Raw genomic sequence first — 14,509 nt, 5'->3', positions numbered from 1 at the left:
TGCACGGGAACAGGTCGAAACGGTGACGAAAATCCACGACGTACACGTCCTCGGCGACCGGACCGGGGACGCCGGGCTGACCTGGGGTCAGCAGTGCATCTGGGACGAGGCGGAGTCGTTCGCCCCCGACCACGCGCACTTCAACATGGGCCTCGTCCTCGACGTCCCGCCGGACGCGGAGCCGGCCGACGTCCTGCGGGCCCTGAAGGTCCTCCTGGAGGACCGCGAGTCCCTGCGGACGGTCTATCCGCGCTCCGCGGCGGGCCGGCCGTACCAGCACGTGCCCCCGGCCGCCCTGCTCCGGGTGGTCGAACGGGACGCGGCCGGCGAGCGGGCCCGGGACGCCGCCGAGGCGCTGGCGGCCGAGCTGCGGGGCGTTCCGTTCTCGCTGGACGAGTTCCCCGTCCGGGCGGGGATCGTCACCGGTGGCGGCCGGCCGCTCCACCTGGTGCTCGTCGTCTTCCACCTGGCCGCGGACGCCTGGGACATGGGCGGCCTCGCCGCCGAGGCCGAGCAGTTGCTGGGCTCGCGCGGGGCTCCGGGGGCCGCGGGGGCCGAGCGGCGGCCGCACCCCCTGGACCAGGCCGGGTGGGAGGCGGGCCCCGAGGGGCGGGAGGTGTCCCGGCGGTCCGTCCGGTACTGGCGCAAGCAGCTCGCCGACTGGCCGGCCGACGTCTTCCGCGGGCGGGCGGCCGTGCCCGAGCCGCTGCGCTTCCACGAGGTGTACGTCGAGTCCGAGGCGATGGCGGTCGCGCTGTACGGCCTGGCACGCGCCCTGCGGACGAGTCCGACCGCCGTGTTCATCGGCCTCGCCTCGACCGCGCTGGGCCGGCTCACCGGCGGGAGCCGGGCGCACTTCCTGCTGGGCTTCCACAACCGGGTCACCCCGGCCGAGACCAGGGCCACCGGGACGGTCGCGCAGGACGCGCCGATCACGGTCGACCTGGCCGGCGCGGACTTCGCGGCGGTGGTGCACCGGGCCGCCCGGGCCGCGATGTCCTCCTACGCGGCGGCCAAGTGGGACCCGGCCGAGGTGGCGGCGGCCGTCGCCGAGGTCGAGCGCGAGCGCGGCGAGCCCGTGGACCTCTCCTGCAACGTCAACCTCAGGCTCGCCATGAACGGGATCGACCACGGCCTGGCCGAGCGCGCCGGGCGGGCGACCCCCGACGAGCTCGCCGGGCTGCGCGCCCGGACCCGGATCAGCCAGGAGATCGGCACCGCCCGGGACCGCGCCGGCCGGAAGTTCTTCCTGCGGGTGGTGCACCACTCGCCCGACGCGGTCGAGGTGTCCCTGCGCGCCGACACGGCCGTGCTCTCCAGGAACGAGATCGTCGGGCACCTGATGGAGCTGGAGGAGGCCGCCGTACGGTGCTGGGCCGACGTCCGGGACGGCGCCCTCCCCCGCTGAGGGGACGCGCCGCCCGGAGCGCCGGGCGCCGGTCAGAACTCCTTGCGGAAGGCCTCGGCGGTGGCGAGGAACAGGTCGTTGCCCTCCACCTCGCCGATCGAGACCCGGACGCCCTCGCCGGGGAACGGGCGGACCACCACGCCGGCCTCGCCGCAGGCCGCGGCGAAGTCCAGGGTCCGCTCGCCGAGCCGCAGCCAGACGAAGTTGGCCTGCGAGTCGACCACGGTCCAGCCCTGGGCCGCGAGCGCGGCCGAGACCCGGGTGCGCTCGCCGACCAGCGCCTCGACCCGCTCGAACAGCGCGTCCTCGGCGCGCAGCGAGGCGACCGCCGCGTCCTGGGCGAGCTGGCTGACGCCGAACGGCACGGCGGTCTTGCGCAGCGCGGTGGCCACGTCCTCGTGCGCGACGGCGAAGCCGACCCGCAGGCCGGCCAGGCCGTACGCCTTGGAGAAGGTGCGCAGCACGCAGACGTTGGGGCGGTCGCGGTAGAGCTCGATGCCGTCCGGGACCTGCTCGTCGCGGATGAACTCGCGGTAGGCCTCGTCCAGCACGACCAGGACGTGGCCGGGGACGGCGTCGAGGAAGCGGACCAGCTCCTCGCGGTGGATGGCCGCGCCGGTCGGGTTGTTCGGGTTGCAGACGAAGATCAGCCGGGTCCGGTCGGTGATCGCGGCGAGCATCGCGTCGAGGTCGTGGGCCTCGTCGGCGGTGAGCGGGACCGGGACCGGGGTCGCGCCGGCGACCTGGGTGATGATCGGGTAGGCCTCGAAGGAGCGCCAGGCGAAGATCACCTCGTCGCCCTCGCCGGCGGTGGAGAGCACCAGGGACTGGGCGACGCCGACCGAGCCGGGGCCGGTGGCGATGTGCTCGGCGGGGACGCCGAGGCGCTGGGCGAGCTCGGCGGTCAGACCGGAGACCGCCATGTCCGGGTAGCGGTTGAAGCTGCCGGCCGCGGCGACGGCCGCCTCCAGCACGCCGGGCAGCGGCGGGTACGGGTTCTCGTTGGAGGACAGCTTGAAGGAGTCGGCGCCGGCGGGCTTTCCGGGCTTGTAGGTGGGGATGGCGTCCAGCGTCGGGCGCAGCCGGGGACCAAGCTCGCTCACGGGTCTCTCCGTTTCTCTTCCGTGCGAACGGTTCGTACCACCCCGGTCGGGTGCCTTGAACGATACCGATCGCCCTCACCCGTAGGGGTGAGATGCTCATCCGGGTTACGGGTGCAGATCAGCCATTCTGCCGGGTTCCGATGGCACATGTCAGAGGGAACTTGGCGGGAAAACCGCAGCTATCGAAGGGTGTCGGTCGGACCCGCTCACGGAGAAACGTATCTTCAGCGTTCTGTAGCGAACCGGTCACGGACCGCCGTCATGCGCCATACGATCGGTCCGCCATGACAGCAGCAGCCAACCAGAACGGTCGGCGACCCACCACCTCGCGGCGTCTGGAGCGGGCCGGCATCCGGGACGTGGCGGCGGCCGCCGGAGTGTCCATCACCACGGTCTCGGACGCTCTGAACGGCAAGGGACGCCTGCCCGACGAGACCAGAAGCAGGGTGCGGGAGGTCGCCGAGCGCCTCGGCTACCGCCCGTCCGCGGCCGCCCGCACCCTGCGTACCGGCCGGTCCGGCCTGATCGGACTGACCGTCACCACCTACGGCGAGGAGCCCTTCACCTTCACCGAGTTCGCCTACTTCGCCGAGATGGCCCGGGCCGCCACCAGCGCCGCGCTCAGCCGCGGCTACGCCCTGGTGGTGCTTCCCGCGTCCTCCCGGCACGACGTCTGGAGCAACATCGCCCTCGACGGCACCGTGGTGATCGACCCGCCCGACCAGGACCCGCTGGTCAGCGAGCTCTACCGGTCCGGCGTGCCGGTGGTCAGCGACGGCAAACCGGGAAACTGCCCGGTCACCGCCTGGGTCGACAACGACCACGAGGCCGCGGTGCTCGGCATCCTGGAGCACCTGAGCGAGGCCGGTGCCCGCAGGATCGGCCTGCTCACCGGCACCTCCACCGACACCTACACCCGGCTGTCCACCGAGGCGTACCTCGGCTGGTGCGCCCGGGTCGGCCAGGAGCCGGTGTACGAGGCCTACCCCGCGCACGACCCGGCCGCCGGGGCGGTGGCCGCCGACCGGCTGCTGGCCCGGCCGGACCGGCCGGACGCGGTGTACGGCCTGTTCGACCCGAACGGCACCGACCTGCTGGCCGCCGCCCGGCGGTACGGCATGCGGGTGCCGGACGACCTGCTGCTGGTGTGCTGCAGCGAGAGCGACGTGTACGCCGGCACCGAGCCGCCGATCACCACCCTGTCGCTCAAGCCGCGCCGGATCGGCACCACGGTGGTCAACCTGCTGATCGACGCCATCGAGGGCGTCGACTCCGGCGCGACGGCGGGCACCGGCGCGGCACCCGCCGAGCCGGCCGCCGGCGGGCGGCTCTTCCCGCCCCGCTTCCGGACCGCCGGCAGCGGGCCGCCGCCCGGCACGCTGATGCCCACCGAGCTGATCGTCCGGGCCTCCTCGCAACGCCGGCACCCGCGCACCACGGTCAGCCCGCCGCGCCCGCCGGGCGAGAGCTGACCCCCGCCCCCGCCCCGGCAACGCCCGGTCACCCCCGTGGTCTGGACCATCTCAGACCGGGGCAGACCGGGCGAGCCGGGGCACCGCCCGACCGCCCGACTGACGGCCCGAAGGATTTGGATACCGACCAGGTGAGGACGGCGGGGAAGTGCTCTTCCTATGATGGTCGAATGACACCCGAGGACCTCTTCCGCGAACCTGAGCCGCCGCACTCAGGCACCCGCCCCCAGCAGGACCTCGACGTGCTCCCCTACGGCTCCTGGTTCGGCCCCGCCGAGCCGGCCGAGGCCGCGGCCGGGTACTCGTACGAGGAGACCCACTCCACCTACGGCGGCGCCAGCTACCTCGAACAGCACTGGCCGCACCCGGCCTCGCAGTTCGACGAGCCCGCCGTCCAGGTGCCCGGCCACTGGGCGCCCACCGGCAGCGACGGCACCGCCGGCCCGCCGGCCGAGGAGCCGCAGCCCGAGGACCCGCCCACCCTGGAACTCGGCCCGCCCGTCCTCGACGTGCACTTCCCCTACCCGCAGCCCGAGCCCGGCGAGGGCCCCGGCCCGCTCTACGTCATCGGCGATGTCCACGGCTACCTGGACGACCTGCTCGCCGCCCTCCACCAGCAGGGCCTGATCGACGCCGAGGGCCACTGGTCGGCCGGCCGCTCCCGGGTCTGGTTCCTCGGCGACTTCACCGACCGCGGCCCGGACGGCATCGGCGTGATCGACCTGGTGATGCAGCTGGCCGCCGAGGCCGCCGCCGCCGGCGGGTACTGCCGCGCCCTGATGGGCAACCACGAGCTGCTCTTCCTCGGCGCCGCCAAGTACGGCGACGAGCCGGTGCAGTCCACCGCCGGCACCGCCTCCTTCCTCGCCGCCTGGCGGCTCAACGGCGGCCAGCAGCACGACCTGGAACGCCTGGAGCCGCACCACATCAGCTGGCTCTCCCGGCTCCCCGCGATGGGCGTCGAGGACGGCCACCTGCTGCTGCACTCCGACACCACCGCGTACCTCGAGTACGGCGAGACCATCGCCGACGTCAACGACGCCGTGCACACCGTGCTCGCCGACGAGGGCATCGACGAGCTGTGGGACTGCTTCCGCAAGTTCACCAAGCGCTTCGCCTTCCGCGGCCAGGCCGGCACCATGGCCGCGCAGGAGCTGCTCTCCACCTACGGCGGCTACCGGGTGGTGCACGGACACAGCCCGATCCCGTACCTGACCGGCGCCGACCACCCCGACGACGGCGCCAAGCCGCACGTGCCCGGCCCGTACATCTACGCCGACGAACTGGCCATCGCGATGGACGGCGGCGTCACCATGAACGGCCGCCTGCTGGTCGCCCGGCTGCCGTTGAACTGAACAACTGTCGACTGCTGCAAGGGCGCTGACGGGACTGAAGTTCTGGAAACAGTCTGTCAGCGCCCTCCGGGGCACCCCTACCATCGAGGCACCGAGTCCACCTCCGCGCGACCTCGCGGAGGTGACCTTGCCGAACGGGGTACCCCACATGAGCAACGGCACGCACCTGCTCGCCGAGGACCGCCCGGACTTCACGCGGGTCCTCGACGACGCGCTGCGCGACACCACCGTCCAGCAGGCGCTGCGCGCCGACGGCCGCCACCTGACCGCCGAACAGCTGCACACCAAGGCGATGCTGCACGCCGAACCGATCGCCGCCGGCGCGGCCGAGGAGTACCGGCACTACCTGGCGCTGCGCACCGCACTGGCCGACGCCCCGGCCTCCCACCCGGGCGGCGGGCTGACCGCCCGGCTGCGCTCGGAGGAGGGCGCCGGCTTCTTCCCGGTACTGACCGTGCTGGCGCCGATTCTCGCCTGGTCCGCGGCGCTCCTGCTGCTGCTGATCGGGTACGCGCTGCGCGGCGCCGCACCCGACCTGGTCCTCGGCCGGACCGTGCTCACCGCCGGCTGGGTCGCGCTCGCCGCCGGTGTCGCCGCCCTCACCGCCGGCGGCGTCGGCCTGGTCCTCACCGCCCTGCGGGACGGCTCCGCCACCCCGCGCGGCCAGGACCCGCAGTTGTACGCCGACCTCGCCGACGCCCGCCGCGCCTGGCACACCGCCCTGCGCGACCGGGCGATCCTGCCCTGGCTGCTGGCCAACCTCGACTCCGAACCCGCGCTCTCCCCGCAGCCCGGGCAGCGGCCCGCGCCGCCCGACCTGCTCAGCCCCGGCTACAGCCGCGGCACCTACGCCAGCCCCGGCTTCACCAGCCCGGGCGTCGAAGGGCTGACCGACCCGCAGGGCCGCAGCCCCCGGCACGCCGAGTTCACCGGCCCCGGCTACACCCCGCCGGACTTCACCGGCCCCGACGAGGTCTGAGCCGCCCGCTCCAGCGCGAGGGCGGCGAGCAGGGTGGCGGCGTCCGGGAGCACCGCGCCGTCGAACCGGGCGTCCGGCGCGTGGTTGACCGGCGCGGTCGCCGGGTCGCGGCCCGCCCATAACCCCGTCGTCCGCTCCTCGCCACCTGCCACCCGCCCGGCCCGCACCCGGAACGCGGAAACGCCGCCCCACCCTGCTCGGGTGGGGCGGCGTCGGGTCCGCTGCGGGGCGGCTCAGCCGGCCTGGTGCGCACCGTTGGCATCGGCCGGCTGCGCCGGAGCCTGCGGCTGTGCCTGGGCCGGCACCGGAGCCTGAGGGGCATCCGGCTGCGGGAACGGCTGCTGGAACTGCACCGGCGGCTGCTGCGCGGCGGCCTGGTTGCGGTTGGCCAGCGACCGCACGAAGTTGATGATCATCACGACCGGCAGAATGAACGCCTTGAAGAAGATGATGTACGTGCCGCCCTCGAAAATGAACCCGAGGTAAATGCCGTAGCCGACGAATCCGACACCGGCCACGCCGTTGAAGATGCGCCATCCGTTGCTGAGGCCGGAGTTGCCCATCGCGCCGATACCGGTCATCGCGATACCGCTGACGATCAGGAGGACGACGTACCAGGAGAAAAGGGGCTCGAGGCTGAAGTCGATGTTCACGAGGATTCCCAAACTGGACATAAGGTATGCATAAAGTTTGAAGTGCTCGCGTACAGTACCGGACCCCCGCCCCCGGCGTCTCGCACGAATTCACGAACGCCCGCCCCGCCACCCCTTGACCCGGCGTCAGCCCGAGGTCCAGAATCGCTTCATCATGAAGCAGGTACATACTTCGTCCGACTCCCCCTCCGACCCCGCCGGCCTGCGCTACGACCCCCGCGTCCGCGAGGTGATGACCGCCTTCACGCAGGGCGGCGACACGCTCGCCCTCGAAGCCGCCGCCGCCACCCGCGCCGCCCACCACGCCGTCGAACGCCTCCGCAGCCACGGCAGCGAAGGCCGCGGCCTCAGCTCCGGCGCCCTGGACGTCCTGATCCGCCTCTCCGCCACCCCCGACGGCATGAGCATCGGCGAGCTCGCCCGCGCCGGCGACGTCACCTCCCGCAACATCACCGGCCTGGTCGACACCCTCGAACGCGACTCACTCGCCCGCCGCGCCCCCGACCCGCAGGACCGCCGGGCCGTCCGGGTCCACATCACCGACGCCGGCCGGGCCTGGCTCGACTCCTTCCGCCACCCCACCCAGCACGCCATGTCCGCCGTCTTCCACGGCTTCACCCCGGACGAGCTGGCCCAACTCCGCCACCTCTGCCTCCGCCTGGTCGACAACCAGCGCCGCATCGAGCAGTACCTCGCCCCCGGCGGCCAGTGACCTCTGCGCCACTGCGAGCCGTGCTGTCCGTCCGTGAGCGGCGAACTCCTCCGACCCGGCCCGCGTGCCGGCGACGGCGCTGGAGCCGTCGCCGTGCTCGTCGCGGATCCCCACCGGACCGGCCGAGGCGGTCAGGGGCGAGCGCGTGTGTTCGTACCGTTCAGGCAGAGGGCGATATTGCGTACCGCAGCGGTGAGTTCCTCGATCACCCGGGCGGCCTGCTCCGCGTTGTGGAAAGCCGGACGGTCGGCCATGGCGAGATCGAGGGCTCCCGTGAGCCGAAGCACCGCATCGAGGTCCTCGGAGGAAGCCGAGGGCTGCACGGGGCCGGCGGAAGGCTCCGGAAGCGACATGTAGCCGGGGGCCGGCGGCTGGTGGGCGGAAGGCTCCGGAAGCGACATGTAACCGGAGAGCGGCTGGTGGGCGGAAGGCTCCGGAAGCGACATGTAGCCGGGGGCCGGCGGCTGGTGGGCGGAAGGCTCCGGATGCGACATGTAGCCGGAGGGCGGCGGCTGATGGGTGGAAGGGGCCTGGAACTCCGGCGGTGCGGGGGGAACGGCAGGCAGGAAATTCACCGGGGGCGCCGAGAACATCGCATTCGCCGTAGAGGCAAAACCGCTCTCCGCCGAAGTGTCCTTGGCCGACTTCGCGTAATCCGACGCGAGCCTCGTCCGTGGCAGCGTGAAGCCCTCTCCGTCCGGGAACAGCAGGTCGGGAGCCGACTGGGGTTGGCGGACGGTGTATTCGGCCCTCCACTGCTTGCGGTAGCAGTCGACCTGGTCGGCGCAGGCGCTGCGGGCGTGGAAGACCGCGCTGTCGTGACCCAGTTCGGGGTACCAGAGGTTCGGGCCGGGAAAGCGCACCGTCCGCACCCGGGGCTTGATGAGCTCCGCACAGCCCATGCAGCAGTCGGGCGGAACGATGAGAGGGACGCCCCGGTTGTGCTCGGCCGACCGGGGGCCGCCGTCCCAGCGGTACTCCCCGTTGTGGCAGGGCGGCAGTTCACCGCAGGTGCGGCAGACCGCGTAGTGCTCCGGGAGGACCTGCCAGTCGTGGCTGGCCGGGGCGCACCAGTGCTTCGGCGTCGACCTGGGAAGGTTCTCGTTGCGCAGGACCAGGATCACGGGGCGCTTGTAGAAGCTGGTCCGCTCGGGGGGCAGCGTGGTCGCCCCTCCACTCGCACCGTGGAGGTTCTCGGCGTGCCTCCACAACTCGACGTGCTCGCGCCAGGCTTTCCGGTAGGACTCGGGCCACTCGCGGTCGGGGTACTCGTGGATCTCCAGGAGGTGCCAGGGCTGCCGGTCCAGGACGACGGTCTGCCCCACCCGCAGGCGAAGGTACGGTCCGTCGTCGCTGCTGTGCTCGGGCCAGTCGGTACGGCCGATGCGGACAGGCTGATCGGGGAGCCATTCAGGAACACGCATGATCTACGCTCCTCGACATCGGGACGACCAGGCCACCACGTGGATAGTTCCTGACATTCTGAAGCATTTCGGACGCGTGATGACTCTGACACGCACGTGAACCGACCATGGACGCCATACAGCTCAACACCCACCGAACTCCCACCGATGGTGGCTGCTCTCGGGGGACGCACTCGGGCAAACAAGGCCATGTTCACCCGAGTGGTTGGTTTCAGCCGGACATTCCAACTGCGAACCGAGCCCGATGAGTCCGTCGCACTGGCCGCTCCAGGAACTGGGGCCCGGAGGTCACCGGATTTCTCGCGCGAGAGCTGATCCCGCGACATCCTTCCAGCGGATAAGCCCGGTTCGGCCGCTCTCCCCCGCCTGCACCGATCGACCGGCGAAGCGCCGAGCCGGGAAGCCCCCTCCTGCCTCCCGGTTCGGCGCCACGGTCCGGTGGTCCGTCAGTCTGCGAGCGGAAGGTAGACGCGGTTTCCCTTGGCCGCGAACTCGGCGGACTTCGCCTTCATACCGGCCACGGCTTCATCGTCGCCGGTCACGGCCATGTCGTCGCCGTAAGTGTCCATGATGCTTTTACTGATCTTCATGGAGCAGAACTTGGGCCCGCACATGGAACAGAAGTGCGCGGTCTTGGCCGGTTCGGCGGGAAGGGTCTCGTCGTGGAAGTCGCGGGCGGTCTCCGGGTCGAGGGCCAGATTGAACTGGTCCTCCCAGCGGAATTCGAAGCGGGCGTCGGAGAGGGCGTCGTCCCACTCCTGGGCGCCGGGGTGGCCCTTGGCGAGGTCGGCGGCGTGCGCGGCGATCTTGTAGGTGATCACACCGGTCTTGACGTCGTCGCGGTTGGGCAGGCCGAGGTGCTCCTTGGGCGTGACGTAGCAGAGCATCGCGGTGCCCCACCAGGCGATCATCGCCGCGCCGATGCCGGAGGTGATGTGGTCGTAGCCGGGGGCGACGTCGGTGGTGAGCGGGCCGAGCGTGTAGAACGGGGCCTCGTCGCAGATCTCCTTCTGGAGATCCATGTTCTCCTTGATCTTGTTCATCGGGACGTGGCCCGGGCCCTCGATCATCACCTGGACGTCGCGCTCGCGGGCGATCCGCCCGAGCTCCCCGAGGGTCTGCAGTTCGGCGAACTGCGCCTCGTCGTTGGCGTCCGCGATGGAGCCGGGCCGCAGGCCGTCACCGAGCGAGAAGGTGACGTCGTACGCCGCGAGGATGTCGCAGAGCTCCTCGAAGTTGGTGTAGAGGAAGTTCTCCTGGTGGTGCGCGAGGCACCAGGCCGCCATGATCGAGCCGCCGCGGGAGACGATTCCGGTCTTGCGACGGGCCGTCAGCGGGACGTACCGCAGCAGCACGCCGGCGTGCACGGTCATGTAGTCGACGCCCTGCTCGCACTGCTCGATGACCGTGTCCCGGTAGACCTCCCAGGACAGCTCCTCGGCCCGGCCGTCGACCTTCTCCAGGGCCTGGTAGAGCGGCACGGTGCCGATCGGCACGGGGGAGTTGCGCAGGATCCACTCGCGGGTGGTGTGGATGTTGCGGCCGGTGGAGAGGTCCATGACCGTGTCGGCGCCCCAGCGGGTGGCCCAGGTCATCTTCTCGACCTCCTCCTCGATGGAGGAGGTGACGGCCGAGTTGCCGATGTTGGCGTTGATCTTCACCAGGAAGTTGGTGCCGATGATGGCCGGCTCGACCTCGGGGTGGTTGACGTTGACCGGGATGACGGCCCGGCCGCGGGCCACCTCGTCGCGGACGTACTCCGGGGCCAGTCCCTCGCGGAGGGCCACGAACTCCATCTCGGGAGTGACGATCCCCCGCTTCGCGTAGGCGAGTTGGCTGACGGCGACACCCTCGCGGCCGCGCAGCGGTCGGCGCGGGCGGCCGGGGAAGACGGCGTCCAGGTTGCGCAGGTTGCCGCCGCGCGGGGCGGTGTGCTTGATGCCGTCGTCCTCGGGACGGGGCTCGCGGCCCTCGTACTCCTCGACGTCGCCGCGCTGGCGGATCCACGGGTCGCGCAGCGCGGGCAGTCCGCGCCGCACGTCGGGCTCGTAGGCGGGGTCGGTGTACGGGCCGGAGGTGTCGTACAGCGGCACCGAACGGCCGTTGGTCAGCAGCACTTCACGGTAGGGGACCCGCAGGTCCGGGCGGCTGCCCTCGCGGTACGCCTTGCGCCACGCGGGGGTCGGGTAGCCGGTCGCGGCGCTGCTGACAGCGGACTGGGCAGACTGCGGCTGTGCATCGAACGTGGTCATCTGACCTCTACTCCCTACGCCGGCATTACCCGGTCAGGTTCCTGCGGTCGACGCAGCGGCCGACACGTCCGTCGACGTGCCGTTCAGCGTCCTCTCAGCCCGGTGCTCCGAGCTCCCGTGTCCTGCGAGCGCAGGACGGCCAACACCGTAGCGGCTGAGGGTCGTCCGGTCCAGGGCTGGAACGTCCGGGCGGACGGTGTCCGGATTCAGTAGGCTGCCCACCGCACGACTGTTCGGGTGCGATGTGCGCCCCAACTCGTCATCATTCGTGAAACTTTGGGGGATTGACTCGTGGGAACCTCTCGCGTCCTGGCCGCCTCCGCGGTCCTCACCGCGTCCCTGGCGCTGGGCGCCGGCACCGCCTCCGCCGCACCCTCCGTTCCCCCGCCCCCGGTCGTCCACTGCAAGAACGGCACCAGCTGGAACCTGCTGCCGACCACCTGGACCGGGATCGACCGGGCAACCCTGGTCAAGGGCGGCGACCCGGTGGTGAGCACCCTCACGCTCACCAACAACTCGGGCCGCCTGCTGCACCAGGTGACCAGCGAGTTCCTGGTGAACAACGAGAACTACGACTACGACACCGACGACCTGACCGTGGAGACGAAGCTCCCCGGGGAGAACGCGTGGTCCCCGGCCTCCTTCGTCGGCCGGCGCCTCGCCATCTGGGCCGAGCTCGGCACCCGGGACATGGCCGCAGGCGCGGTCTTCACGGTGCAGATCCGGGTCACCGCGAAGCCGACCGCCACGGCCGAGCGGTACGACTTCGTGTTCGGCGGCGGATCGAGCGACACCGTCGACAATGACACGGGCGTCCTGCTCACGCCCGAGGACCTCCAGTACAGCGGCCCGGCAGCTCACCCCGGCGGGCCGGGCACCTGCACCAGCTGGACGTCTTCCGGCCCGGCGGTCCACTTCACGGTTGTGGACGCCCCGTCGCCCTCGCCGTCGCCGTCGTCCTCGCCCTCCCCGTCGGCGTCGCCCTCCCCGTCGGCGTCGCCCTCCCCGTCGGCGTCGCCGTCCCGGCCGAGCTCGACCACCACAGCCACCGCCACGGTGACGCGTCCGGGGACGGCCACCACCCAGGCGGCGGTCATTCCCGAGCTGGCCGAAACCGGTGCCGGCAGCGCACTGCCGATGGCCGCGGCCGGTACCGCCCTGGTGGTGCTCGGCGGCGGGATCGTGGTGGCGCTGCGCCGCCGCCAGGGCTCGCACGGCTGACCCGGCACCGCGCGGCGACGCCCGTCCGGCCGATCCGGACGGGCGTCTGCCGTTCCGGGCCGGGAGCCGTGGGGCAGACTTCCCGGCATGGTGGGTGCGACGGGGCGGGTGACCGGGCGGGTCGGGGCGGGGCTGGTGGGGGAGGTGATGGTGCACGTGCCGCAGCGGCAGGGGACGGAGGCGTTCCTGGCGTACCCGGCGGTGCCGGGAGAGACCCTGGAGCCGGGGTCGCAGGTGGTGGTGGTCGAGTACCAGCCGCCGCGGACCGTGTACGTGGCTCCGCTCTGACACTCCGACGTCCTGACGCTTTGACGGAACCTTGACGCTTCCGGGACGGATTCCGTACGCACCACTCTTCCCCGGCGATCCCGGCAGGCGCAGAATCTCCCGTTGCCACCGTGTTCCGCGCCATCCTGCACGACCGAGCGCAGCCACGGAACCGGTGTGCCCGAAGGGGGAGTCAGCCGATGGTCATCGGCATCGCGGGCGCCGTCGTGGCGTCCATCATCGTCCTGATCGTGCTGTTCAAGCTCATGTGGCGGGTCGCCGAGCCGAACGAGGCGCTGATCATCTCGGGGTCCAAGCACGGCGAGGGGCTGGGCTTCCGGACCGTCACCGGCCGGGGCACGCTGGTGCTGCCGGGCATCCAGGTGGTTCGCCGGCTGTCGCTCGACCTGAACGAGGCCGAGTTGGACGTCGAGTGCGTGACGAAGCAGGGGATCCCGGTCCACGTCAAGGGCGTTGTGATCTTCAAGGTGGGCGACGACCCGGTGTCGATCGCCAATGCGGCCCGCCGTTTCCTGGACCAGCAGAAGGCGATGGGGCAGCGCGTGCACAACGTGTTCGCCGGTCATCTGCGGTCCATCGTCGGCGGGTTGACGGTCGAGGACATGATCCGCGACCGCGAGCGGATGACCGGGGAGACCCGGGCCGCGTCCGGGTCGGAGATGGAGAAGCTCGGCCTGATCATCGACTCGCTGCAGATCCAGGAGATCCTGGACCCGACCGGCTACATCGAGAACCTGGCCGCGCCGCACGCCGCAGCGGTCCACCGGGACGCCCGCATCGCGGCCGCGGAGGCGGACCGGGCGGCCACCGAGGCGGAGCAGGAGGCGGCCGCCCGCAAGGCCGAGGCGACCCGCAACTCCGGCATCCAACAGGCCGGTTACCAGGCGGAGCTGGACACCGCGGCGGCCCGCGCGCAGCAGGCGGGTCCGCTCGCCCAGGCGGCGTCCCGGCAGGAGGTCGTGGTCCAGGAGACCAAGGTCGCCGAGCTGGAGGCGCACCACCGGGAGCAGCAGCTGCAGGCGGACGTCCGCAAGCCGGCCGATGCCCGGGCGTACGAGACCCGGACGAAGGCGGTGGCGGACCGTGACGCGCGGATCTCGGCGGCGGAGGCGCTGGCCCGGGAGACCGAGCTGAAGACCGCGGCGGAGGCGAACCGGGTGAAGGTCGCGGCGACCGCGGAGGCGGAGGCGACCAGGGCCCGGGGCCTGGCCTCGGCGGAGGCGACCCGGGCGACCGGTGAGGCGGAGGCCGCGGCGGCGGAGGCGCGCGGTCTGGCGCAGGCCGAGGCGGCGCGGGCGCTGGGTCTGGCCGAGGCGGAGGCGATCAAGGCCCGTGCGGCCGCGCTGGCGGAGAACCAGGAGGCGGTGGTCGCGCAGCAGTTGGCGGAGAACTGGCCGCAGATCGTGAAGGCCGGTGCCGAGGCGTTCGGCAACGTCGAGCACATGGTGCTGCTGAACGGCGCGGACGGCATGGCGGACATGTTCGCCAAGGCGCTGACCATGGGCGGCACCGGCCTCGGGCTGGCCCGTCAGTTGCTGGCCACCATGGGGGCGGACGGGGCGAAGGCCGAGCCGTCGGCGACCGGGAAGCCGCCGGTCCCCCAGGTGATCCCCGTGCAGCAGGAGCAGGCGCGTTCCTGAGC

General features: G+C 72.1%; 12 protein-coding genes. 8 read left to right on the top strand and 4 right to left on the bottom strand.

Annotated elements, in window-relative coordinates:
- Positions 1–22: 22 nt before the first annotated feature.
- Positions 23–1,408, top strand: coding sequence for a condensation domain-containing protein (locus ABEB06_RS20125; protein ID WP_345698254.1), 1,386 nt, complete (start codon positions 23–25; stop codon positions 1,406–1,408).
- A 32-nt stretch (positions 1,409–1,440) separates the two neighbouring features.
- On the opposite strand, the gene hisC is transcribed toward ABEB06_RS20125, so the two are convergent.
- A complete protein-coding gene (gene hisC, locus ABEB06_RS20120; protein ID WP_345698253.1) occupies positions 1,441–2,511 on the bottom strand; it encodes a histidinol-phosphate transaminase in 1,071 nt (356 codons plus the stop codon).
- A gap of 284 nt (positions 2,512–2,795) precedes the next feature.
- Here hisC and ABEB06_RS20115 point away from each other — a divergent pair, with 284 nt between their 5' ends.
- The 3 genes from ABEB06_RS20115 (at position 2,796) to ABEB06_RS20105 (ending at position 6,317) form a co-directional block, all read left to right on the top strand.
- On the top strand, positions 2,796–3,983 hold the full coding sequence (locus ABEB06_RS20115) for a LacI family DNA-binding transcriptional regulator (RefSeq protein WP_345698252.1): 1,188 nt from the start codon (positions 2,796–2,798) through the stop codon (positions 3,981–3,983).
- 170 nt (positions 3,984–4,153) lie between these two features.
- Positions 4,154–5,338 carry a metallophosphoesterase gene (locus ABEB06_RS20110; RefSeq protein WP_345698251.1) on the top strand — a complete coding sequence of 395 codons (1,185 nt, stop codon included), beginning with the start codon at positions 4,154–4,156 and terminating at the stop codon, positions 5,336–5,338.
- Positions 5,339–5,486: 148 nt separating this feature from the next.
- Positions 5,487–6,317 (top strand): hypothetical protein, encoded by an 831-nt coding sequence (locus ABEB06_RS20105; RefSeq protein WP_345698250.1) that lies wholly within the window; start codon positions 5,487–5,489, stop codon positions 6,315–6,317.
- Positions 6,318–6,550: 233 nt separating this feature from the next.
- Here the strand turns inward: ABEB06_RS20105 and ABEB06_RS20100 are convergent, their stop codons facing one another.
- A complete protein-coding gene (locus ABEB06_RS20100; protein ID WP_345698249.1) occupies positions 6,551–6,970 on the bottom strand; it encodes a hypothetical protein in 420 nt (139 codons plus the stop codon).
- Positions 6,971–7,124: 154 nt separating this feature from the next.
- On the opposite strand from ABEB06_RS20100, the gene ABEB06_RS20095 reads away from it, so the two are divergent.
- Positions 7,125–7,682: a MarR family winged helix-turn-helix transcriptional regulator gene (locus ABEB06_RS20095; protein WP_345698248.1), complete on the top strand. Its 558-nt coding sequence runs from the start codon at positions 7,125–7,127 to the stop codon at positions 7,680–7,682.
- Positions 7,683–7,813: 131 nt separating this feature from the next.
- Here the strand turns inward: ABEB06_RS20095 and ABEB06_RS20090 are convergent, their stop codons facing one another.
- Both ABEB06_RS20090 and thiC read right to left on the bottom strand, forming a co-directional pair.
- On the bottom strand, positions 7,814–9,106 hold the full coding sequence (locus ABEB06_RS20090; RefSeq protein WP_345698247.1) for a hypothetical protein: 1,293 nt from the start codon (positions 9,104–9,106) through the stop codon (positions 7,814–7,816).
- A gap of 446 nt (positions 9,107–9,552) precedes the next feature.
- Complete coding sequence (gene thiC / locus ABEB06_RS20085; protein ID WP_345698246.1) at positions 9,553–11,358, bottom strand: phosphomethylpyrimidine synthase ThiC; 1,806 nt, start codon at positions 11,356–11,358, stop codon at positions 9,553–9,555.
- 291 nt (positions 11,359–11,649) lie between these two features.
- On the opposite strand from thiC, the gene ABEB06_RS20080 reads away from it, so the two are divergent.
- The 3 genes from ABEB06_RS20080 to ABEB06_RS20070 all read left to right on the top strand — a co-directional run bounded on the left by ABEB06_RS20080 (position 11,650) and on the right by ABEB06_RS20070 (position 14,507).
- Positions 11,650–12,579 carry a hypothetical protein gene (locus ABEB06_RS20080; protein ID WP_345698245.1) on the top strand — a complete coding sequence of 310 codons (930 nt, stop codon included), beginning with the start codon at positions 11,650–11,652 and terminating at the stop codon, positions 12,577–12,579.
- An 87-nt stretch (positions 12,580–12,666) separates the two neighbouring features.
- Positions 12,667–12,867 carry a hypothetical protein gene (locus ABEB06_RS20075; protein ID WP_345698244.1) on the top strand — a complete coding sequence of 67 codons (201 nt, stop codon included), beginning with the start codon at positions 12,667–12,669 and terminating at the stop codon, positions 12,865–12,867.
- A 179-nt stretch (positions 12,868–13,046) separates the two neighbouring features.
- Positions 13,047–14,507 (top strand): SPFH domain-containing protein, encoded by a 1,461-nt coding sequence (locus tag ABEB06_RS20070; RefSeq protein ID WP_345698243.1) that lies wholly within the window; start codon positions 13,047–13,049, stop codon positions 14,505–14,507.
- Positions 14,508–14,509 lie beyond the last annotated feature (2 nt).

The organism is Kitasatospora terrestris (assembly GCF_039542905.1).
GTDB lineage: Bacteria > Actinomycetota > Actinomycetes > Streptomycetales > Streptomycetaceae > Kitasatospora > Kitasatospora terrestris.
This window is presented reverse-complemented; position numbering and strand designations above follow the sequence as displayed.

Bases quoted from the DNA above. Each gene is read 5' to 3' on its own strand.
- ABEB06_RS20115 (WP_345698252.1), top strand. From the start codon at position 2,796: ATGACAGCAGCAGCCAACCAGAACGGTCGGCGACCCACCACCTCGCGG.
- ABEB06_RS20110 (WP_345698251.1), top strand. From the start codon at position 4,154: ATGACACCCGAGGACCTCTTCCGCGAACCTGAGCCGCCGCACTCAGGC.
- ABEB06_RS20105 (WP_345698250.1), top strand. From the start codon at position 5,487: ATGAGCAACGGCACGCACCTGCTCGCCGAGGACCGCCCGGACTTCACG.
- ABEB06_RS20095 (WP_345698248.1), top strand. From the start codon at position 7,125: ATGAAGCAGGTACATACTTCGTCCGACTCCCCCTCCGACCCCGCCGGC.
- ABEB06_RS20090 (WP_345698247.1), bottom strand. From the start codon at position 9,106: ATGCGTGTTCCTGAATGGCTCCCCGATCAGCCTGTCCGCATCGGCCGT.
- thiC (WP_345698246.1), bottom strand. From the start codon at position 11,358: ATGACCACGTTCGATGCACAGCCGCAGTCTGCCCAGTCCGCTGTCAGC.
- ABEB06_RS20075 (WP_345698244.1), top strand. From the start codon at position 12,667: ATGGTGGGTGCGACGGGGCGGGTGACCGGGCGGGTCGGGGCGGGGCTG.
- ABEB06_RS20070 (WP_345698243.1), top strand. From the start codon at position 13,047: ATGGTCATCGGCATCGCGGGCGCCGTCGTGGCGTCCATCATCGTCCTG.